Annotated in this window: 20 protein-coding genes; 1 reads left to right on the top strand and 19 read right to left on the bottom strand. The window is 40.5% G+C overall.

Annotation, left to right across the window (positions count from 1 at the left end; all coding sequences use genetic code 11):
- Window positions 1-16: 16 nt before the first annotated feature.
- The 7 genes from fapR to SB717_RS09305 all read right to left on the bottom strand — a co-directional run bounded on the left by fapR (window position 17) and on the right by SB717_RS09305 (window position 8,253).
- A complete protein-coding gene (gene fapR, locus SB717_RS09335) occupies window positions 17-580 on the bottom strand; it encodes a transcription factor FapR (RefSeq protein WP_013058909.1) in 564 nt (187 codons plus the stop codon).
- Between the two features lie 498 nt (window positions 581-1,078).
- Window positions 1,079-3,127 (bottom strand): ATP-dependent DNA helicase RecG, encoded by a 2,049-nt coding sequence (gene recG, locus SB717_RS09330; RefSeq protein WP_074677315.1) that lies wholly within the window; start codon window positions 3,125-3,127, stop codon window positions 1,079-1,081.
- The gene (gene sdaAA / locus SB717_RS09325; protein WP_014458410.1) at window positions 3,120-4,007 is read right to left on the bottom strand and encodes an L-serine ammonia-lyase, iron-sulfur-dependent, subunit alpha; all 888 of its coding nucleotides are present in this window, start codon (window positions 4,005-4,007) and stop codon (window positions 3,120-3,122) included. The genes recG and sdaAA overlap by 8 nt, the downstream gene beginning before the upstream one ends.
- Window positions 4,008-4,105: 98 nt before the next feature.
- A complete protein-coding gene (sdaAB, locus tag SB717_RS09320) occupies window positions 4,106-4,768 on the bottom strand; it encodes an L-serine ammonia-lyase, iron-sulfur-dependent subunit beta (RefSeq protein WP_014458409.1) in 663 nt (220 codons plus the stop codon).
- Between the two features lie 212 nt (window positions 4,769-4,980).
- Complete coding sequence (locus tag SB717_RS09315; protein ID WP_074677317.1) at window positions 4,981-6,009, bottom strand: PTS sugar transporter subunit IIC; 1,029 nt, start codon at window positions 6,007-6,009, stop codon at window positions 4,981-4,983.
- Between the two features lie 197 nt (window positions 6,010-6,206).
- A complete protein-coding gene (locus SB717_RS09310; protein WP_410903606.1) occupies window positions 6,207-7,874 on the bottom strand; it encodes a DAK2 domain-containing protein in 1,668 nt (555 codons plus the stop codon).
- Window positions 7,875-7,890: 16 nt separating this feature from the next.
- On the bottom strand, window positions 7,891-8,253 hold the full coding sequence (locus SB717_RS09305) for an Asp23/Gls24 family envelope stress response protein (RefSeq protein ID WP_013058913.1): 363 nt from the start codon (window positions 8,251-8,253) through the stop codon (window positions 7,891-7,893).
- Window positions 8,254-8,566: 313 nt separating this feature from the next.
- On the opposite strand from SB717_RS09305, the gene rpmB reads away from it, so the two are divergent.
- A complete protein-coding gene (gene rpmB / locus SB717_RS09300; protein WP_013058914.1) occupies window positions 8,567-8,755 on the top strand; it encodes a 50S ribosomal protein L28 in 189 nt (62 codons plus the stop codon).
- 57 nt (window positions 8,756-8,812) lie between these two features.
- Here rpmB and spoVM read toward each other — a convergent pair whose 3' ends face one another.
- The 12 genes from spoVM to coaBC all read right to left on the bottom strand — a co-directional run bounded on the left by spoVM (window position 8,813) and on the right by coaBC (window position 21,638).
- Window positions 8,813-8,893, bottom strand: a complete 81-nt coding sequence (spoVM, locus tag SB717_RS09295) for a stage V sporulation protein SpoVM (protein WP_016765421.1) — start codon at window positions 8,891-8,893, stop codon at window positions 8,813-8,815.
- A gap of 79 nt (window positions 8,894-8,972) precedes the next feature.
- Window positions 8,973-9,620, bottom strand: a complete 648-nt coding sequence (locus tag SB717_RS09290) for a thiamine diphosphokinase (RefSeq protein ID WP_074677319.1) — start codon at window positions 9,618-9,620, stop codon at window positions 8,973-8,975.
- Between the two features lie 116 nt (window positions 9,621-9,736).
- Entirely contained in the window at window positions 9,737-10,393 is a 657-nt protein-coding gene (gene rpe / locus SB717_RS09285; RefSeq protein ID WP_410903605.1) for a ribulose-phosphate 3-epimerase, read from the bottom strand.
- Between the two features lie 2 nt (window positions 10,394-10,395).
- Window positions 10,396-11,277: a ribosome small subunit-dependent GTPase A gene (gene rsgA, locus SB717_RS09280; protein ID WP_045290176.1), complete on the bottom strand. Its 882-nt coding sequence runs from the start codon at window positions 11,275-11,277 to the stop codon at window positions 10,396-10,398.
- Window positions 11,278-11,290: 13 nt separating this feature from the next.
- Window positions 11,291-13,336: a Stk1 family PASTA domain-containing Ser/Thr kinase gene (gene pknB, locus SB717_RS09275; protein ID WP_182003761.1), complete on the bottom strand. Its 2,046-nt coding sequence runs from the start codon at window positions 13,334-13,336 to the stop codon at window positions 11,291-11,293.
- Window positions 13,337-13,341: 5 nt separating this feature from the next.
- On the bottom strand, window positions 13,342-14,085 hold the full coding sequence (locus SB717_RS09270) for a Stp1/IreP family PP2C-type Ser/Thr phosphatase (RefSeq protein ID WP_410903604.1): 744 nt from the start codon (window positions 14,083-14,085) through the stop codon (window positions 13,342-13,344).
- Window positions 14,086-14,089: 4 nt separating this feature from the next.
- Window positions 14,090-15,181: a dual-specificity RNA methyltransferase RlmN gene (gene rlmN, locus SB717_RS09265; RefSeq protein ID WP_074677967.1), complete on the bottom strand. Its 1,092-nt coding sequence runs from the start codon at window positions 15,179-15,181 to the stop codon at window positions 14,090-14,092.
- 2 nt (window positions 15,182-15,183) lie between these two features.
- Window positions 15,184-16,524 carry a 16S rRNA (cytosine(967)-C(5))-methyltransferase RsmB gene (rsmB, locus tag SB717_RS09260; RefSeq protein ID WP_410903603.1) on the bottom strand — a complete coding sequence of 447 codons (1,341 nt, stop codon included), beginning with the start codon at window positions 16,522-16,524 and terminating at the stop codon, window positions 15,184-15,186.
- Window positions 16,517-17,455 carry a methionyl-tRNA formyltransferase gene (fmt, locus tag SB717_RS09255; RefSeq protein ID WP_045290181.1) on the bottom strand — a complete coding sequence of 313 codons (939 nt, stop codon included), beginning with the start codon at window positions 17,453-17,455 and terminating at the stop codon, window positions 16,517-16,519. Before fmt ends, rsmB begins: the two co-directional genes overlap by 8 nt.
- 10 nt (window positions 17,456-17,465) lie before the next feature.
- On the bottom strand, window positions 17,466-17,939 hold the full coding sequence (def, locus tag SB717_RS09250) for a peptide deformylase (RefSeq protein WP_013084828.1): 474 nt from the start codon (window positions 17,937-17,939) through the stop codon (window positions 17,466-17,468).
- Window positions 17,940-18,009: 70 nt separating this feature from the next.
- A complete protein-coding gene (priA, locus tag SB717_RS09245) occupies window positions 18,010-20,424 on the bottom strand; it encodes a primosomal protein N' (RefSeq protein ID WP_074677325.1) in 2,415 nt (804 codons plus the stop codon).
- Entirely contained in the window at window positions 20,421-21,638 is a 1,218-nt protein-coding gene (gene coaBC / locus SB717_RS09240; RefSeq protein ID WP_410903602.1) for a bifunctional phosphopantothenoylcysteine decarboxylase/phosphopantothenate--cysteine ligase CoaBC, read from the bottom strand. The genes priA and coaBC overlap by 4 nt, the downstream gene beginning before the upstream one ends.
- Window positions 21,639-21,686: the final 48 nt, after the last annotated feature.

Genomic DNA, 21,686 nt, shown 5'->3' with positions numbered 1-21,686 from the left:
CGTCTCATCCTTTTTATTATTTATCCTTTGTAGAACGATACATTTTAAAAGTGCCAGAGAACACTTGCTCTTGTCCTACATAGCTGTTTACCTCAACGGTGGTTCGCACTTCACTAGTTGACAGAACTTTCGCTTTTGCTATCACTCGTTCATGAAGCTTAACAGGGCGATGATAACGGATCGACGCATCTGCTGTGAGCGCTAGTTCGTTGTTAATAACAGCGACAGCTAACGAATTAGCTTGCGCAAAAAGGTGGTGACCACGAGCGATTTGATTACGCTGAAACACATGCTCTGTTTTCACATCAAAAATAGATATCGCTGATTGATCTAGTTCAATGTCGATAACTTCTCCAATTACTTCTTCAATCGGAAGCGAGCGCACTTCCTCGTCTAGTTGTTTTGAAGCTACATGCTTAATACGTTCTCGCAGTTCAGGAATCGACAACTCTAGGCGGTCTAATCGAATTGTTTGAACGCTCACTGAAAAACGGTCTGCTAGTTCTTCATCCGTAATAAATGGGTTTTCTTCAATTGTCGTTTTTAATAGCTGCTGTCTTTCTTTTTTACTGCGCTTCATTGTCCACCATCCGAACTTTTAATACTAGGTACTAATAGCAGTATATAATCATTGCCTTCTAATTGCAACATTTTTCACATGCTGTATTCTGTGCATTGACGTCGTATTAATGGCCACCAGCCGCTAACTCTTTCACTCTAAGCCGCTTTTTATCTTTATAGACGAAAAGAGATTGAAACATAACTAGATCAATTCAATCTAAAGATCAACAAATGGAATAAAGAAGCTCGTATAGATTGCTTATTACACCGCTGCTGATTTCCGTGCAAGACTGCGCTCGCGGCCGGCCGGTGATCCTCCTCGTCCCTTACGCTTCTGCGGGGTCTCATCTATTCCGCTTTCCCCGCAGGAGTGCCTTGCCCTTTACTCGACAGTTAGAAGCACCTACATACCTATCACCTACATGAAATCTACGTTCATCATCACAAGGAAAAAAATCCGAACGATTGATCGCTCGGATTTTCCTTCAACTAAAATACTTTGTTTCAGTCTCTTTTACTAATCAAATTTTTCTCCAGTTAATACGCCTGTTGCTTCTAATTGTATTCTCAGCAGTGCAAACTGATCTTCTGTCCAAAAGCTGTCGGAATTTACAAGCTTAGCAGCATCTTCTCGAGCTACTTCAAGCGCACGGTAATCGTGCACCATGTCAGCTACTTTAAACTCAGGCATCCCGCTTTGTTTTCTACCAAAGAAATCACCAGGCCCACGAAGCTCTAAGTCTCTTTCTGATAATACAAATCCATCGTTTGTTTCCGTCATAATGGTCATTCGTTCTTTTCCAACTTCTGATTTCGGATCCGCCAGCAGAATACAATACGACTGTGCATCTCCTCGCCCTACGCGTCCTCTTAGCTGATGAAGCTGAGATAACCCAAAGCGCTCTGCATCGTAAATGACCATCACAGTTGCATTCGGAACGTTCACTCCTACTTCTACAACCGTTGTTGATACTAAAATCTGCACGCCATTTACGCTAAACTGTTTCATCACTTCTTCTTTTTCATCAGGTGACAATCTTCCGTGCATGAGACCAACGCTTGCTTTTCCATTAAAATAGTGAGTGAGTGTTGCATGTACATCAATTGCATTTTGAACATCCAGCTTGTCTGATTCTTCAATCAACGGACAAATAACGTAAGCTTGTCTGCCGTCATGTATTTCTTTTTCAACAAAATGTAAAATACGTTCAAGCATATCATGTTTTACCCAGTATGTTTCAATTGCCTTACGTCCTGCTGGCATTTCATCAATAATGGACACATCCATTTCTCCAAACACCGTAATAGCAAGAGTTCTTGGAATAGGAGTCGCCGTCATAAACAGTACATCCGGACTCTCTCCTTTTTCACGTAAAACCCGACGCTGTCCAACTCCAAAGCGGTGCTGTTCATCCGTAATGACGAGCCCTAAACTATTATATATAACTTCGTCTTGAATTAAGGCATGTGTACCTACTAATACATGAACATCTCCGTCTTTCACTCGCTGAAGCAGCTCTCTTCTTGCTTTTCCTTTAACAGACCCTGTTAGCAAACCTACGCTGATTCCTACCTTTTCCAGCATCGCAGTCAATGACTCAGCATGCTGTTCAGCTAAAATTTCAGTCGGTACCATTAAAGCACCTTGATGCCCTGCTAAAACAGTGGCGTATAAAGCAACCGCTGCTACGACTGTTTTACCTGACCCTACATCACCTTGCAGCAAGCGATTCATGCGATAAGGCGATTTCATATCGTGCGTAATTTCGTTTACTACACGTTTTTGAGCGCTTGTTAACGGAAACGGCAGCAAGTTCGTGAAGTTTACCAGCTCAGTTGAATCAAATGCTTGCTTCATTCCAGGCGTTTCTTCTCTTTCGCGCTTTCTAAGCGCCTGCATTTTTAATTGAAAAAGTAGAAATTCTTCATAGACAAATCGACGTCTTGCTTGTTTTAAATCTTCATGATCACGAGGTAAGTGAATACTTCTAACCGCTTCTTCACGCGTTACTAGTTTGTATCTAGAACGAATAGAGGCCGGGAGCATATCCTGAATGCTACTGCCATAATTCTTCAACGCAAGAGAGACGAACTTCCGCATTCCTTTGACCGTTAAGCTGCCTTTAACCGAGTAAACAGGCTCAATCGTTTGATTTTTAACAAACGGAGAAAATTGAAGCTCCTGCAAGTTAATCGTTTGCCGATGCTGATCCCATTTCCCCGTAACCGTAACAGTTTGATCGATTTCTAACTTTGATTTATAGTAAGGGCGATTAAAACAAGTAACCGTAATCAAATAGCGGTTTACTAGCAGCCGAAACGTAAGGCGCGAACGTTTTTTTCCGTAATACGTAAGCGAGGGGACACTGTGAACCTTTCCTTCTACGGTGACCTTTTCGTCGTGTTTTGCTTCAGCCAAATCTTTTAACTCATAATCTTCATAGCGGTATGGGAAATGTTCTAACAAGTCATGCACACTGTGAATATGCATATCCTCTAATGCTTGTGCTGTTTCCTCTCCAATACCTTTAATGGTTTTAATTGAAATAGTTGTTAGTTCATTCACTTTTATTTAATGCAATACCAAAGATCTTCGCTTCAAGCTCGCGACCTGTTGGTGTTGCCGCTAAGCCTCCTTGTGCAGTTTCTCGTAATGCAACCGGCATTGTTTGACCAATTTTATACATAGCATCAATGACTTCATCACATGGAATACGACTTGTAATGCCTGCTAAGGCCATATCTGCTGCAATCATTGCATTCGCTGCTCCCATTGCGTTTCGTTTCACACATGGAACTTCTACTAGCCCCGCTACTGGGTCACATACTAATCCTAGCATATTTTTGAGAGTAATTGCCATTGCTTCGGCTGCCTGACTCGGTGTACCTCCTGCCATTTCAACAATCGCTGCAGCTGCCATACCTGAAGCTGAACCAACTTCTGCTTGACATCCGCCTGCTGCTCCTGAAATAGACGCATTATTGGCTACAACAAACCCAAAAGCACCTGATGTAAATAAAAATTCAATCATTTCTTTACGAGTTGGGTTTAGCTTATTTTGCACTGCAAACAGCGTTCCTGGCACTACCCCCGCAGATCCAGCGGTAGGCGTTGCACAGATTGTCCCCATTGCCGCATTTACTTCGTTTGTCGCTACAGCTTTGCTGACTGCATCTAAGATTAAATTTCCAGATAAAGATTTTCCACTTTGAATATAGTTTTGAAGCAGCACTGCATCCCCGCCTGTTAAACCTGTAACAGACTGTACCCCTTTTAAACCGCGTTCAACCGCTTCTTCCATAACCGTTAAGTTCCGATCCATTTTTTCCATGATTTCTTCACGGGTAACTCCCGTGATGTCTATTTCCTGTTGAATCATAATCTCTGCAATTTTTACATTTTGACTTTCTGCTAATTCTACTAGTTCTGCTACGTTTCGAAACATAGTAACCTCCGCTATTATTCTGTCTTATTTTCACTTTAGAATCATCTATAAACACTCGGCTTCAGTTATTCTCTCAAGCCGTTCCTATTCGCTCTATCCTACTCAACCATTCTTGTTACTTGAATAATATGAGGCAATGTTTTTAACTCTTCAATTACATCATCTTCAATATTCGTATCCATTTCAATTGCCATGAGCGCTACTTCTCCGCGCTCTTTGCGAGATACTTCCATATGTCCGATATTAATTGAATGTTTCATCAAAATATTTGTAACGGTCGCAATGGCACCAAATCGGTCATTATGCACAACGAGAATAGCTGGATTCATGCCTGATAAATTTAATTCAAATCCGTTTAGCTCCGTAATTTGAATTTTCCCCCCGCCAATTGAAATTCCAACAACTTCAATTTCCTTTAATCCGTCGCTCATTTTAATGCGAGCAGTATTCGGATGATCTGTGATTGCCGCTTCCTCAACAAATGTGACGTCGATTCCTTCTTTTTTAGCTAAGTCCAAAGATTGCGGAATACGCTGATCGAATGTATCAAAATCTAGAATACCGCCAATCAACGCTACATCTGTTCCGTGCCCTTTATACGTTTGAGCAAAAGAACCGTATAATGAAACCACAACTTTTGTGGGCTGCTTGCCAAAAAGTGTTCGAGCAACTCGTCCAATACGCGCTGCACCAGCTGTATGTGAGCTAGATGGTCCAATCATGACCGGACCAATAATATCAAAGACAGATTTATATTTCATAAGGATTTTCCCCCTGCTATTTAGACATTGTTATTACTTATATGTTACTTGAGCTTTCGACTTTTTGGAAGCTTTGTTTCACGCTCTTAAAAAATTTAAAAATTCTCATTTTTATTAGAGATTCACGCACAAAAAAAGCGGTGTATTTATCCATAAAAATAGGATAAGCACACCGCTTTTTTTGCTATATTATGCAGAAAAAGATGATTTCCTTAAGCTGCTTTTTGCTCGGAAGCTACATCGTCCACTGTTTTAATTTTAAAGTTTTTAAAAACAACTGAACCTATAAATCCAGCTAATGCGCCCGCTAGTGCGCAAAGTACTGCACAAATTGTGACCTTCATAGGGTCATTAAACCCAAACATTACTGCAAGTCCTGCGATTGGCGTTGCCGTGCCTGCAGCATCATTTACCAACCCGAACAGAGCCACAACCACACCGGCTAGTGCACCTCCAACAAAGTTTGTAATGTAGATAGGAATCGGATTTGCTGAAATAATATTCGCCTGTGTTAAAGGTTCAACTGCCACTGAAATGGTTGTACGACGATCCCCAATTTTTAATCGATCAAACAGCACATAGTTCATGAAAGAAGAACCAAACACAGCAAGAGCTCCAATCGCCATAGGCAATCCCGTTAACCCTAGCATAGCCGTTAAAGCCATTGAGCTAAGCGGAGCCGTTGCTACTACTGTAATAACTCCCCCTAAAATAATTCCCATCAAAATAGGGCTAGCACTTGTTGTATCTTTAATAATTCCCCCAATATTTAAAAGCGTCGCATCTACAATAGGTGAGAATGCATTACCAATTAATCTTGTTAAAGGTGCTGCAATTAAGATGTTGCCTAGTAAATCTAGACCAGCAGGTGCCTTTTTCTCAATAAATTTCACTACAAACGCCATAAGGTATCCCGCAAAAAATCCAGGTAGCAAGCCTAGTCCTGAACACACCACACCCATCATAAGAGCATATACAGGGGATACTCCTAACGCCAAAGCAACTAGTGCTGCCGCCGCAACTCCTCCCATTCCTCCTGCAGCCTTTCCAACTTCACCTAAGAATGAAATACCTAGTAAATCTCCTCCTACATATGACTGAAAGGCCTCTACAAGAAACGCAGCTACCGCTCCGCTTGCCAGAGCCCCCATTGCTTTCATGCCATAAGGTGCCTTATTGCTAAACAACCAAAATAAAAATAAAACTAATAACAATAAACCTGTTCCTTTTAAAATATCCACTTTTTGTCTCTCCTCTCATGCTGTTTTCTTTCACATTTGACTCAATCAGTTTTCAAAACTATCATACAAACGGGTTCTTTTCAACTAATATACCTAATATACCGAACAATTACAACATACAAAAATAAAATAGTTCGTATTTAACTTGAAAAACACCAAAAAAAGAAGCGCCCCTTCCAAGGGGCGCTTCTTTTTTGTTATTCAATTGCAAAAATGTAAGAATATAAAGGTTGATCTCCTTTATGAAGCTCTACCTCAACTTCTTCAAACGTTTCTTCTACAAACGATGTTAGCGCTTCAGCTTCATCGTCTGAGACATCCTCTCCTTGAAGAATCGTAAGGATTTCCGCTTCGTCATCAATCATATAAGTCAATAGCTTTTTCGCTGCTTCTAATTTCTCTGAATCTTTTACGACGATTTTCTTTTCGGCAATACCCATAAAATCGCCTTTAGCTAATTCAAGGCCATCAATATTTGTATCGCGAACTGCATACGTTACTTGTCCTGTTTTCACGTGTTGCAGAGCTTCTGTCATTACTTCCTCGTTTTCTTTTAAGCTTTGCTGAGGATTAAATGATAGCAGCGCTGTCATTCCTTGAGGAACCGTTTTAGACGGGACAACCGAAACGTGACTGCCGGCAACAGCAGCCGCTTGGTTAGCAGTCATCACAATATTTCCATTATTAGGTAAAATAAGTACCTGTTCAGCATTTGTTTCTTCAATCGCTTTGACAATATCCTCCGTACTTGGATTCATTGTTTGTCCGCCTTCAATGACAACCGTTGCCCCAAGGCTCTTGAACAATTCAGCAATTCCTTTTCCCATTGATACAGTAACAATGCCAAAAGGCTGTTTTTCAGCCTTTTTTACTGCAGGCTTTTCTTCATCTGAAACGATGCTGCTATGCTGTTCTCTCATGTTTTCAATCTTCATTTTAATTAAACTTCCATATTGCTGCCCGTAGTTTAACACTTCTCCAGGATGCTCGGCGTGAATATGAACTTTCACAATTTCATCATCAGATACGACAAGCAATGAGTCGCCCCATTTACTTAAATCTTGGCGAAACGTTTCTTCAGAGAATGTTTTAGCTGCGGGCTTATCCTCTTCCAGCCTTACCATAAATTCTGTACAATAGCCAAATTCAATATCTTCTGTATTCATATGGCTTTGCGCATGCTTATGATGCTCAGCATTTACAAGTTCATTCATTGAAGGAGCTGACATGGGTACACCCGGAAGTTTTTCACCTTTTAATTCAGCTAAAAACCCTTCATAAATTAAAACAAGCCCTTGACCTCCGCTATCCACTACACCTACTTCTTTTAACACGGGTAAAAGATCTGGCGTGCGATTTAACGAAGCATTAGCTTCCTTCAGTACTTCTTCCATGAACAGAATCATATCAGATTGCTTTTTAGCAACAGCCGCTGCTTTTTTAGCAGTATCCTTAGCTACTGTTAAAATGGTTCCTTCGATTGGTTTCATAACAGCTTTATAAGCAGTTTCTACACCAAGCTCAAGAGCTTCAGCAAACTCAACTGTTGTAATCGCTGACTTTTGCTCAACCGATTTCGCAAAACCGCGGAATAATTGAGATAAAATAACTCCTGAATTACCGCGCGCCCCCATTAATAAGCCCTTAGACAAAGCTTGACTCACTTGGCCGATGTGATCAGATAGTTTATTTTTTACTTCTTTAGCACCAGACGTAATCGATAAATTCATATTTGTTCCAGTATCACCATCTGGTACAGGAAAAACGTTCAGCGCATCTACATAATCTGCATTGTTAGATAGATGCTGGGCCCCTTGAAGCACCATTTCTCTAAATCGCTTTCCGTCCAACGTTGTCATTGACACGAATCTTCCTCCTTAATTAAACGTTCGTTACACGAACACCCTGCACATAAATATTTACTGAATCAACCGTTAGACCAACCGTTTGTTCCAGTGTGTATTTTACTTTTGTTTGCACATTATGAGCAATTTCAGAAATTTTCGTTCCATAGCTTACGATAATGTACATATCGATATGTACGTCATCCTCTTCTTGTCTTACCACAATACCTCGTGTAAAGTTTTCTTTGCGAAGAATTTCTGTAAGACCATCTTTAAGCTGATTTTTTGAAGCCATTCCGACAATCCCGTAACAATCAACAGCTGCTCCTCCAGCAATTGTTGCAATTACATCTGTAGAGATATCAATTTGACCATACTTCGTTTTCATTTCGATGGACATACTCGTTCCCCTTTCTACTTTCATAGGTTATAAATATTCTACTATAATCAATCTCGTTTTAAAAGAGGCGTCCAGCTTGTCCCTTTTAAAGATGACAGTATCAGGTATCAACTTGTCTTAAAATAAGTAATAGCCAAGTTATACCTATTTCTACTCTCTATATTATTGAACATAGATTCATTTTATATGTCAAGGAAAATTTCTTGAAAGCTTTTCTCCAGAACTATTGCATTCTCTTTAAGGCTGTGATAAATTAATATAGTATTTCTCAAAACAGAATTGAGTAGTTTTTTTGGTGTTAGGAGGGAAAATCATGGCACGCAAATGTGTAGTAACTGGTAGAAAAGCTCGTTCAGGTAACGCACGTTCTCACGCAATGAACGCTACTAAGCGTAAATGGGGTGCTAACGTTCAAAAAGTACGTATCTTAGTGAACGGTAAACCAAAACGTGTGTACGTTTCAGCTAGAGCCCTTAAGTCTGGTAAAGTTCAACGCGTTTAATCTTTATAATGAAAAAGCACCATATTTTATGGTGCTTCTTTTATTATTCCGGCGTTGTTAATCTTTTTTAAACGAATTAAGCATGACCTTTACGATGCCACCTAAAAACTTTGGAAGTTTGATTGTATAGAATTTCATACTGTCCCTCCTAACCGTCTCCACACTTTATCTCCTTTTAAAGAAAGCCCTATGTCCTGCTCTCATTTTCCATACTTCATCACAAGCAACGTTTATCATTGCTTCTTACCATCATTAATATGCCTTTTGTAAATGAAAAAGTACCTCTTTGTTGAATAAGTTCATTGCTAATACATAAAGTTGAGCCGAGTTCTACTTCATGCTTATTGAGCGGATATTTGAAACCTTCTAGCGTAAGCTCTTTTACACCGCCTGCAAAAGGAACGAATGAAATATAGTGAAACTCCTTTAAACGATCAACATGATAAGTGCCTGGTTCAAACAATTGAATGACGTTTTGATTGTCAATCATTTGTACATTCGCTTTCTTTTTTAACCCTTTGTACAGGAGCTGAATGCTTCCAAACATGTGGTCAAGCCTTCCACCTGTTGCTCCAAAGATACAAATACTGTCCGGTTTTTGCTCTATTGCCCACTCAAAAGCAAGTTCCAAATCAGTTGCATCTTTTTCCGCAGGATACAATTCAACATCTTGTAATGCTTCTCTCACTAGCTTAAGCTGCTCATTTGTAATGGAATCAAAATCTCCGAATGCTTTCACGGGCAAAATGTCTTGTTGAAGAAGAAGGAATACGCCGCGGTCTACTCCTACCCACTTTACATCATTTGATTGGTGCAGGGGTGGCATATGTTCATCCGGTCCCCCTGCTAGAATATGAATTTTCATTATGTATATGCTCCTTTTCTATTAAAAAATGAACGAAATCAATATGTTTTCTTTATCCTAAAAGAAAAAGCTGCTGTGTACAAGTTCTACCCGTTGTACACAGCAGCTTTTATTACTTACGCTTGAACAGTTGTGCGAATTTGACTGATTGCGCCAGCTCGATCTTCTTGATTGTAAATAGCTGAGCCAGCCACTAAAACATTTGCTCCTGCTTCCACACATTTTCTTGCTGTTTCTTCATTAATTCCTCCATCAACCTCTACTTCAATAGAAAGTTGACGAATTTCAATAAGCTGAGAGATTTGCTCAATTTTCGGCAGTACACTTGGAATGAAGTTTTGTCCTCCAAAGCCTGGGTTCACCGTCATTAATAAAATAAGATCGATATCTTCTAAGATATGCTTCACCACGTCAATTGGCGTTGCAGGATTTAAAGCAACGCCTGCTTTCATGCCGTGCTCTTTAATTAATTGAATGGTGCGGTGCAAATGAGTACACGCTTCAGCATGTACCGTTAAAATATCGGCACCTGCCTTTGCAAACATTGGAACGTATTGATCTGGGTTTTCAATCATTAAATGTACATCTAATGGCAGTGTTGTGACAGGGCGTACAGCCTCAACGATAAGCGGTCCAATTGTAATATTAGGAACGAAGTGGCCATCCATAACGTCTATATGGATGTAGTCTGCTCCACCTGCTTCAACTTCACGAATTTCTTCAGCAAGCTTTGAAAAATTGGCAGATAAAATGGAAGGTGCGATTTTTGTCATTTTTAATACCTCGGCTTTCTTTGCTTAATTTCCTCAACAAATTGCAAGTAATGTTCGTAGCGATAACTCGGAATTTCTTTTTGTTCGTATGCTTCTTTCACCGCACATTTTGGTTCTTTCACATGCAAACAACCTCGAAATTTACACTGTTCACTCAAACGCGACATTTCAGGAAAACAATCGGTTAACTCTTCTACTTCTAACGTTAAAAATTCCAATGAGCTAAAGCCTGGCGTATCGGCTACTAAACCTTCACCAAAGGAGATCAGTTCTACATGACGTGTTGTATGCTTTCCTCTTCCAAGTGACATTGAAATATCATTTGTCTTTAACTCAAGCTCTGGTTTAAGTGTATTTAACAGTGAAGATTTACCTACACCTGACTGTCCGGCAATAACCGTTACGCGATCTTCAAATAACGGCTGAATTTGTTCCATGCCTTTTTCTGTGACTGTCGACGTTAAAATGACCTCATATCCTATTTTACGATATTCTTCGGCATATTGCTCGATTTCTTGCTTTTGCTGCTGTGATAAAAGATCTACTTTTGAAATACAAATAATAGGTTCAATATGATTAGACTCCACTAACACTAAAAATCGGTCAAGAAGCATTGTACTAAAATCAGGTTCAATCGCTGAAAAAACAAGCAGCGCCTGATCAACATTTGAAATAGGGGGACGAACTAATTCATTTTTACGTTCTTTAATTTCAAGTATATATCCTTCAAGCTTATTTTCCGCCTGAAATACTACATTGTCACCGACTAAAGGTGTTACCTTCTTTTTACGAAAAACACCTCGTCCACGACATTGCGTTACTTGTCCGTCATGAAGAACATAATAAAATCCGCTAAGGGATTTAATAATTCTTCCTTCTGGCATAACCTCACTCCTATCACTCTGGATATTCAACGTCTTTTTCTTCAATAACTTCCCCGTCTCGGACAATTTTATAAGACGCTTTTTCATTTTCATCAACTAAAACATCGAATGATTCTTTCGTTGTTTCAGTAATCGTTAGTTCTTTAGCAGGAACCGACATATCGTTATCTGCATCTTCGATATAAATTTGTACTTTTTGCGGCTTTGGCTTTTCCTCTTCTGTTTCGGTGACATCGCCTGTTTCCGTTGCGTCGCCTTGTTCCGTGCTTGCTTCCGTGTCAGCCTCTTCTTTATACGGAATAGTCACATCCACTGACACCGTTTGAGGAGCTTTTGGCTCTTTGCCCATTGAGACCGTAATAGTGAGCTTATCACCTTGCTCGATACTCTGCTCCGCTGCAGGCTTTTGAGACATCACAAGACCTTTTTCAACAGTGTCGGAATATGCTGTTTTTACGTCCACTTCAATATCTTCATCTGATGCATAATCTTTTACGCTTTTTTCCGTCCAGCCCGAGAAATCCTTTAATGTAATCTTAGGCGGACCTTTACTTACCCATAGCGTAACCGTTGTATCTTCCGGCACGACTTGTTCGGTTTCTTTAGGCGTCTGATCTGTAATATTGCCTTTTGGCTCTGTGCTTTCAACTTCGATGGATTGGATATCTTTATAATTCTGCTTCTCTAACAGACTCTTTACTTCCGTAAAGCTTCTTCCAATGTACCGGTTAAATGCTTCTTTTTTCTTTCCTGTACTTCGATAAATAATGACGTTAGATCCTTCTTTGATAACGTCTCCCGCTTCTGGCATTGTTTTAACCACGTCGCCTTCTTCCACCTCATTATCGGATATATCTTTAGGATTCTTCACTTTAAAGCCTAAAGAAACTAAATCGGTTACTGCTGATTCATAATCTTGATTATGTAAATCAGGAACCTTTACGTCTTTTGGCAGTAATAAAGCCGGAATAAATGTAACGGCGGCTACGCTAGCAGCTGCCAGCAGCAAAAAAATTAAAACAAGCGTTACAATCAGCTTGCTTTTGCCTTTTTTCTTTTTCTTCTTTTTTTTCTTAGGCTTTAATTCTTCTTCCTCTTGTTCTTCACGCTCTAAGTGAGGTGGTTTTCTCACAGGTACATGCGTTTCTTCGGATTCAACAAAATCCTCCTTAATAACTGGAATGGCTTTTGTCACTTCTTCATCATCAGGCACCGTAAACCTTTGTTCATTATAACGATTTGGATGAACAGCAGACTGTAAATCCGCTTCGAGTTCTTCGACGGAACTGTATCGGTAAAATGGATCTTTAGTTGTTGCTTTTAATACAACATTCTCCACGCTTTGAGGGATAGATGGATTCCACCTTTTTGGAGAAGGTGTTTCTGTCTGTAAATGTTTTAATGCAATTGACACAGCCGATTCCCCAGAAAAAGGGACTCGACCCGTTAGCAATTCAAATAGGACAATGCCAAGCGAATAAATATCAGAACGCTTATTCGCAAGCCCTCCCCTTGCCTGTTCAGGAGATAAATAATGAACAGAGCCCAAAACAGAATTAGTATGCGTAATGGTTGTAGAACTTAGTGCTACGGCAATGCCGAAGTCAGTAACTTTAATGGTATCATCATGATCAATTAAAATATTTTGAGGCTTAATATCCCGGTGAATAATTCCGTACTGATGAGCATGGGCAATAGCTGATGTAATCTGCGTCATAATATGTATGGCTTTATCAAGAGATAATGGTGATTCTTGCAGAATGTATTGCTTTAATGTCATACCCGGTACATATTCCATGATGATATAGTAAATATCTTCTTCTTCTCCAACATCATAAATGCTGACAATATTAGGATGAGCAATACTCGTAGCAGATTGTGCTTCTCGATGGAAACGCTTTATAAACGCATCGTCACTTGCAAAGTCTAAGCGAAGCACTTTAATTGCCACATCACGATCCAAAATCATGTCGCGACCTAAATAGACGTTTGCCATTCCGCCTCCACCAATTACTTGCAATACCTTATAACGGTCGTTTAGCCGTCTACCTATTAGCAACACTCTCACCCACTTTCAGATGTAAAGTCCACAATTGCAAGTGTAATATTGTCTTCTCCACCAAGCTCATTTGCTAATTGAATCAGGCTCGTACCCTTTTCGTGAAGTGATGAACTTGTTGATAACGTTTCGTTCAGCTTTTGTTCCGTTACCTTATTTGTCAGTCCATCTGAACATAATAATAATCGATCTTCTTTTTCCACTTCAATTGTTTTTACATCTAAACTAACATTTTCTTCGGTACCTAGTGCTCGCAATAAGATATTTTTTCGTGGATGATGCTCAGCATCTTCTTTTGTGATTTGACCATTTTTTACGAGTTCATTCACAAGAGAATGATCTTCTGTTACTTGTTGAAATCCATATTCATTGGAAATATAGCATCTGCTGTCGCCTATATTACCAATCGCACAAAACGTACCGGTGCATAAAGCAAGTACAACTGTTGTACCCATCCCTTTACACTCTTCATGCTCCTGAGCATACTGATAAATATCTTGATTAATTTGCGAAACATGCGTACGAATCCACTGCGTCGCCTCATCAGGAGACGTTACTTTGTCCGCTTCTTCCCACGCTATTTGCAATTTTTGAACCGCCATCCCACTGGCGACGTCGCCAGCTCGATGACCTCCCATACCATCAGCCACAATTGCAAGCAGCTGATTGTGTTGGTTCAAAAATACCCCTCCGTTATCTTCATTGTGTTGTCTAACTCTCCCTCGGTCTGTCATGAAGACAGTTGCCATACAATCACCTCGTCTCTTCTTTACGCTCCTTCGCACGTAATTGGCCACAAGCTGCATCGATATCATGACCTTGCTCACGTCGAATAGTCACGTTAACGCCACGCTTTTTAAGCGTACGTTCAAATGCAAAAATCTGTTCACGCGGTGTACGAACATAATCACGCTCAGGCACATAGTTTACCGGAATCAAGTTCACGTGACATTTAACGTCTTTAATCAAATCCGCTAATTCCTCCGCATGCTCTACTTGATCGTTTACTCCTCCGAATAGACCATACTCAAAGCTAATACGTCTTCCCGTTTTATCCGTATAATATTTAATGGCTTCCATTAAATCTGGAAGTTTATACGCGCGGTTAATCGGCATTAAGCGTGAGCGGATGTCATTATTTGGAGCGTGAAGTGAAATCGCAAAATTGATTTGCATTTTTTCATCAGCAAACTTATAGATTTTTGGAATGATTCCACTTGTCGATACCGTGATATGGCGTGCACCAATATTTAATCCATCATCACTGTTAATTGTTTTTAAGAAGCGCATCATTTCATCATAGTTATCAAATGGCTCCCCAATACCCATAATTACGACAGAGCTCACGCGTTCTCCTTGTTCATCTAGCGCTTTTTGTACTTTTACCACTTGTGCTACGATTTCTCCAGCCTCTAAGTTACGCTTTAAACCTCCAAGAGTAGACGCACAGAACGTACAGCCGATACGGCAGCCAACTTGAGTTGTTACACAGACAGAATTTCCGTATTCATGACGCATAAGCACTGTTTCAATCGTATAACCGTCATGGAGTTCGAATAAAAACTTCATCGTGCCGTCTCCAGACGTTTGCTGAACAACTGTTTTTAATGTCGTTAATGCAAATTTGTCTTTTAATTGTTCACGTAATCCTTTAGATAAGTTTGACATATCGTCAAAGTCCGTTACGCGTTTAACGTATAACCAGTCAAAAATTTGTTTAGCACGAAACTTCTTATCTCCGTGTTCCACTAACCAATTTTCTAGGTCGTTCATTTCTAATGAATAAATAGATGGTTTTTGCGTTTTTTCTTCTGCTTTTGCTTTTCTTTTAGCTACTTCTTCCATTTTTACACCTTCTTCTGTAAACATGCAATATAAAATCCATCGCTTTGTGCATCTGGCAGCAATTGAATTTCACCATGTTTTACGTTTTGTTTAAGCTTTTGCGGCATGCGTGCAGCAAGTGTTTCGTCTTTTTGAAAATCAGCATGATCTACTAAAAATGCTGCTACAACATCTCCATTTTCATCCCGGTCAATTGTACATGTACTATATACAAGGGTCCCACCTTTTTTTAATAAAGGCGCAACCGCATTTAAAATATCTTGTTGAATACGCGCCAGCTGCTTTACATCCTGCTCAGTTTTTGTATATTTCAAATCAGGTTTACGTCTCATCACACCAAAACCTGAGCACGGAGCATCCACTAAAATGCGGTCAAACATTTCTTTATCAAACTGTTCGCCGGCTTTGCGGCTGTCTTGAACCGTCGGCTCAATATTGGTAAGATGCAGACGCTCTGCCTGCTGAGCAATCAGCTTTACTTTATGGTCATGAATGTCCAAGGAAATAACTTTACCACTGTTTTTAAGCTGCTCTGCAATATGAGTTGATTTTCCTCCCGGTGCAGCACAGCTATCTAAAATCAGCTCTTCTGCCTCTGCGCCTAGCGCATGAGCTACTAACATAGAGCTTTCATCTTGAACGGTAAACATTCCTTCACGAAATGCTTGTGTATGAGCTGCATTTCCTTTTTGAACTTCTAGCGCTTCTTCTACAAAATGGCCTGGTTCTACAACAATACCTTCTCTTTCAAGCGCTTCTTTTACTTCATTTTGCGTAAAGCGTGCACTGTTTACTCGGATTGTTTGTTTAGGGGCCATTAAATTAGCTAAACAGATTCCGCGTGTTTTGTCCAATCCATATTGTTCCACCCAGCGTTTTACAAGCCATACTGGATGACTCGTTTCAATTGCCAAGCGTTCCACAGGATTTTGTATTTCTTCTAAAGAAGGCGTGCCGCTGCGCTGAATATTTCGTAAAACGCCGTTTACCATCGAGGCAATTCCTTTGTGACCGCGTTTTTTAGCAATTTCTACTGCTTCATGAAGGATTGCCCGGTCAGGTACTCGGTCTAAATACACCATCTGATAAAGAGATAAACGGAGCAGCACACGCACCCAAGGCTGAAGTTTTTTGGGATTTTTCAAGAAAGGGGCTAACCCGTAATCTAACGTATCACGTCTTTGAATCGTTCCATACACAATTTCCGTTAACAGCCCCGCATCTTTCCCTTGAATACCACGTTTTTGTATACTGTTATTTAACAATAGATTGCTGAATGCCTGATTTTTTTCAATAGCTAGTAAAATATCTAAAGCTATGTCTCGAACGTTGTACTTACTCATTGACATCCCCTAATACTGTTCCGACTTCAACGGATGTACCTCGTAAATACTGCGCTGCATCCATACGTTTTTTTCCAGCCGGCTGAAGTTCCGTCACTTTAATAGCTGTTTCATTCCCAGTTGCTACTACAAATCCGTCCTCTTCAAGTGATAAAACGGTACCGGGTTTGCCTGATGCGGATACTTTCTCTCCCCACCAAATTTTCATGACCTGACCGTCTGCTGTTGTATAAGCAACGGGCCAAGGATGAAGTCCGCGAATATGGTTATAAATTTCTTCTCCTGTACGGGCCCAATCAATTTTCTCTTGTTCACGCTTAATATTAGAAGCAAATGTCGCTTCGTCATCGTTTTGTTTAACCGGCGTAATTTCACCTTTCACAAGAGAAGGAATGGTTTCAGAAAGCAATTTTGCACCAGCAGCGCTGAGTTTATCATGAAGTGTGCCCACGTGATCACGTTCTTCAATCGGAACTTCTACCTGTGTTAAGATATCACCTGCATCTAATTTTTCTACCATATACATAATTGTAACACCAGTTTTCGGCTTACCTTGTAGAATTGAATAGTGAATCGGCGCGCCTCCGCGCAGTTCAGGTAACAGAGAAGCATGCACGTTAATACAGCCGTATTTAGGCGCTTCTAAAATAGGGGTTGGTAAAATTTGACCAAAAGCCGCTGTTACAATTAGGTCAGGCTCATACGCTAACACTTGCTGATATTCTTCTTCTAAACGAATCTTTTCTGGCTGCAGTACAGGTATTTCATGTTTTAACGCCTCAACTTTCACAGGAGGAGGTGTTAATACGCGCTTGCGTCCTTTTGGTCGGTCCGGCTGTGTAACCACTGCGACCACTTCATATCCATCTTTAAGTAATGTTTGTAAAACCGGCACTGAAAAATCCGGCGTTCCCATAAATACGACTTTCATCGTGTAAAACCTACCCTTCTAGTTCATCCTCTTCGTAATACTTTGTTACTTTTTCCGTGAACAATACACCGTGTAAATGGTCAATTTCATGTTGAATTGCTCGTGCTAAAAAACCTTTTGCTTCTATAAAATAAGGTTTTCCTTTACGATTTTGCGCACGTACTTTCACATAATCAGCTCGAGCCACGTCACCAAAAAGGCCCGGAAAACTTAGGCAGCCTTCTGGACCGATTTGTTCGCCTCGTTGCTCAATAATTACCGGATTAATTAACTCAATTTTACCGTGTCGATCATCCACGTCTACCACTGCCACTTGCTGCAGAACTCCTACTTGAGGAGCAGCCAGACCCACACCGTCTGCTTCAAGCATTAAATCATACATGCCGTTTAGTAATTTCGCTAATTTATTATCAAAGTTTTTAACGACTTCACACTCTTGTTCAAGTACTTCATTAGGATGGTAAACAAGCTTAAGCTTAGCCAAATAGGCACCTCCTTTATTCTTTCTATTTATATCCAAAAACCTTCTTCTTTAACGCCATCAAGACGACTAGTTACATCATCGAGTATGGATTCAAATCAATAGTGATCGTTAAATTTTCCTTCTGCATTTCCGCTTGATAACGTTCTAATATATATTTCAACAGCGGAATCAGGCTTGGTTCCAGCTTGTATTTTAACATGCATTGATAGCGATATCTATCTTTTATCTTAGCAATCGGAGATGCGACTGGCCCTAAGATTGTTGTTTGCGGCGAAAGTTTCTGACGCAGATACTGCGAAATTTTGTCTGTAACAGACACCACTTTTGCAATATTTTCATGAGATACCGTTACAAGCGCCAAGTAAAAAAAAGGCGGATATTTATGCATTTTACGAATTTCCATCTCCTGTTTATAAAACGCATCGTAATCATGCTGACTCGCAAGTTGAATGCTGTAGTGCTCAGGCGTGTACGTTTGAATCACTACTTCTCCTGGGAGCTTGTGGCGTCCTGCTCTTCCGCTTACTTGAGTTAAAAGCTGAAACGTTTTTTCAGATGCACGAAAGTCAGGTAAGTTCAGCATCGTATCTGCTGTTAAAACGCCTACAAGCGTGACGTTTGGAAAGTCCAGTCCTTTGGCAATCATCTGCGTCCCTAATAAAATTTGCGCTTCTCCATTTGCAAACTTGTTCAGGAGCTTTTCATGCGCGCCTTTTCTGCTCGTCGTATCAACATCCATTCGAACGACTCTAGCCTCAGGCAGCACTTTTGTTAACTCTTCTTCCACTTTTTGTGTACCAGATCCAAAAAAGCGGATATGTTCGCTGTGGCATTCTGGGCACTCAGTGTGCACATGTTCTTCGTGTCCGCAGTAATGGCACTTTAATTTATTTTGATAGCGGTGATACGTTAATGAAATTTCACAGTGCTCACATGTCGGAACGTAACCGCAGTCTCTACACATAACAAAAGAAGAATGACCTCTTTTATTTAAAAATAAAACGATTTGCTCTCCTTTTTCCAAACGGTCTTTCATTTTTTCAAACAGCATAGTTGAAAACATAGAGCGATTGCCGCTGCGAAGCTCTTCTCTCATATCCACAATATCCACCGACGGCATTGATGACTTATTCATTCTTTGCTTTAACGTCAGCAGCTTATACACACCTTTTTGCGCTCGTGCAAATGACTCAAGCGTTGGGGTTGCACTTCCTAAAATGACGGGACACTGATGATGCTGCCCTCGGTAAATGGCTACATCTCTTGCATGATAACGAGGGTTTTCTTCTTGTTTATAACTCGTCTCATGTTCTTCATCGATAATAAGAAGACCCAAATTTTCAAATGGAGCAAATACAGCAGAGCGGGCCCCTACTACAACGGATACTTCTTTTCGCTGAATTTTTCGCCATTCATCGTATTTTTCTCCAGTGGACAATCCGCTATGAAGCACAGCAACTTTTGAGCCGAACCGCTCTTTAAACCGCTTGACCATCTGAGGGGTAAGTGAAATCTCCGGAACAAGCATAATCGCTTCTTTTCCTTTTTTCAGCACTTGATCAATTGATTGGAGATACACTTCTGTTTTTCCGCTTCCGGTCACTCCGTACATTAAAAACACATCGTGAAGATTTTCTTCGATGTCCTGCAGAATCGGTGCAATTGCCTCAGCTTGTTCATCGGTCAATTGAAATGGCTTTGATGGTGCAAAGTATCGATCTTGATAAGGATCACGGTATATTTCAATTTCCGTTTCCGCTAAGAGTCCTTTGTTAATCAACGCTTTTATAGGAGCGGAGGTAATCTGCAAATCTTCCGCTATTTCTTTTATGGCTACTTCTTCATTTCGCTCGAGCATAAAAGACAGCACTTGTTTTTGCTTTTCTGCCTGCTTATTTAACTCACTCATAAACTGCTGAATGTCTTCAAGGCCTTGATTCAGTTTTACGCCTTTTGCCGTTTTTTTGTTTCCTTTGTTTTTCACGACATAGACGACTTCAATTAGACCTTTTTGAATATCACGGTGAAAAGCAGGAGCAGCGGCTGTTTTTTCTACTTCACTCCACTTCAGCGAGGATCTTGACTGAAAAAACGGCTTTATTTGCTCATGAAGCTGTTCGTATGCCTCTTTTGAAAGGAGTGACAGTTCTTTATCATATTTTGCTTTCATCGCCGCAGGTAGCATGACTTGAAAAGCTGATATCATAAAACAAAGCGTTTTTTCGGTTAGCCAGTGCCCAATCTCTAACAGTTCAGGAGTCAGAACCGGCGTTAAATCAAGCAGGTCAGCAATTGGTTTAACACGCTTGACTTCGGCCTCTTCTTTAAGGGCCACCACAAACCCTTGAACTTTTCTAGGACCAAACGGAACGACAACTCGCATACCCGGAACAATAATGCCTTTCCATTTGTCAGGAATAGCGTAGTCAAAAGCACGGTCTGTTTGTTTAGCAGCCACGTCCACAATTACACTAGCTACACTCATTTTCTCAGCCCTTCTAACATTTCCTTCACTTCTTTTAACACCTCGATAGCTACATCGTGTTTTGAAAGAATGGGAAGTTCTTTAGACTCTCCGCTTCGCTTATAGAGCGTCACAATATTTGTGTCCGTCCCAAAACCTGCTCCTTCTGTCGTCACGTTATTGGCTACAATCATATCCAAGTTTTTAGATGCAAGTTTCTTTTGTGCATATTCATCCACTTGTTCTGTTTCTGCTGCAAAGCCGACTAAAAGCTGGTGTTCTTTTCGCTCTCCAAGTGTGCGTAAAATATCTGTTGTTCTCTCTAGCTCTAATACTGCTTCACCAGGCTGCTTTTTCATCTTTTGATCAAACACATGCTTTGGCCGGTAATCTGCCACTGCGGCTGATTTAATGACAACATCTGCTTCATGATAGCGCTGCATAACAACTTCAAGCATCTGCTGCGCACTTTCAATTTGAACAACCTGAACCCCTTTTGGATACTCTAAATTCGTCGGTCCCGTTACCAGTGTTACCGATGCACCAAACTTAGCAGCTTGTTCTGCAAGGGCATAGCCCATTTTCCCGGTAGAGCGATTGGTGAAAAATCGGACGGGATCAATGCGTTCTACCGTAGGTCCTGCTGTAACCAATACATTAATACCTTCAAGGATTTTTTGTGTATCTGATACTTTGGAAAAATAAGAGCCGATTAGTGAAACAATTGTTTCTGGCTCTTCAAGGCGACCTTTTCCTACATAACCGCATGCCAAATACCCTTCTCCTGGTTCTACAAAAGAGTAACCAAATGATGAAAGAGTGCTCATATTTTTTTTAACAGCGGGATGATCGTACATATGAACATTCATTGCAGGCGCAATCCACACAGGTGCAGTAGCGGCCAGCAGCGTTGTGGAAATCATATCATCTGCAAGACCATTTGCTATTTTCCCTATCATATTAGCCGTAGCAGGAGCCACTAAAATTAAATCGGGCCAATCTGCTAAATCAATATGTGCAATTACAGATGGATCTTTTTCATCAAACGTATCTGTATAAACTGGGTTTCGAGACAGAGCTTGAAACGTAAGCGGCGTTACGAACTCGCGTGCTGAAGCAGTCATCATTACTTTAACTTCCGCTCCTGCTTGTACTAATTTACTTGTTAAAGCTACAGCTTTATATACGGCGATTCCGCCGCTAACACATAATAAAATTCGTTTTCCCTTCATCATTATGCCCCCATCTATTTATCCCGCTCAACCAGCATCCGCTTGTTTACT

The organism is Priestia sp. SIMBA_032, from assembly GCF_046535215.1.
GTDB lineage: Bacteria > Bacillota > Bacilli > Bacillales > Bacillaceae_H > Priestia > Priestia aryabhattai.
This window is presented reverse-complemented; position numbering and strand designations above follow the sequence as displayed.

Excerpts from the sequence above, each read along its gene's own strand:
- priA (WP_074677325.1), bottom strand. The coding sequence starts at position 20,424 with ATGAGTGTAGCTAGTGTAATTGTGGACGTGGCTGCTAAACAAACAGAC.
- rpmB (WP_013058914.1), top strand. The coding sequence starts at position 8,567 with ATGGCACGCAAATGTGTAGTAACTGGTAGAAAAGCTCGTTCAGGTAAC.
- spoVM (WP_016765421.1), bottom strand. The coding sequence starts at position 8,893 with ATGAAATTCTATACAATCAAACTTCCAAAGTTTTTAGGTGGCATCGTA.
- rlmN (WP_074677967.1), bottom strand. The coding sequence starts at position 15,181 with ATGGAAGAAGTAGCTAAAAGAAAAGCAAAAGCAGAAGAAAAAACGCAA.
- fapR (WP_013058909.1), bottom strand. The coding sequence starts at position 580 with ATGAAGCGCAGTAAAAAAGAAAGACAGCAGCTATTAAAAACGACAATT.
- rsmB (WP_410903603.1), bottom strand. The coding sequence starts at position 16,524 with ATGAGTAAGTACAACGTTCGAGACATAGCTTTAGATATTTTACTAGCT.
- SB717_RS09305 (WP_013058913.1), bottom strand. The coding sequence starts at position 8,253 with ATGTCCATCGAAATGAAAACGAAGTATGGTCAAATTGATATCTCTACA.
- fmt (WP_045290181.1), bottom strand. The coding sequence starts at position 17,455 with ATGAAAGTCGTATTTATGGGAACGCCGGATTTTTCAGTGCCGGTTTTA.
- sdaAA (WP_014458410.1), bottom strand. The coding sequence starts at position 4,007 with ATGTTTCGAAACGTAGCAGAACTAGTAGAATTAGCAGAAAGTCAAAAT.
- sdaAB (WP_014458409.1), bottom strand. The coding sequence starts at position 4,768 with ATGAAATATAAATCTGTCTTTGATATTATTGGTCCGGTCATGATTGGA.
- SB717_RS09270 (WP_410903604.1), bottom strand. The coding sequence starts at position 14,085 with ATGGCAACTGTCTTCATGACAGACCGAGGGAGAGTTAGACAACACAAT.
- rsgA (WP_045290176.1), bottom strand. The coding sequence starts at position 11,277 with ATGCCAGAAGGAAGAATTATTAAATCCCTTAGCGGATTTTATTATGTT.
- rpe (WP_410903605.1), bottom strand. The coding sequence starts at position 10,393 with ATGACAAAAATCGCACCTTCCATTTTATCTGCCAATTTTTCAAAGCTT.
- coaBC (WP_410903602.1), bottom strand. The coding sequence starts at position 21,638 with ATGATGAAGGGAAAACGAATTTTATTATGTGTTAGCGGCGGAATCGCC.
- SB717_RS09290 (WP_074677319.1), bottom strand. The coding sequence starts at position 9,620 with ATGAAAATTCATATTCTAGCAGGGGGACCGGATGAACATATGCCACCC.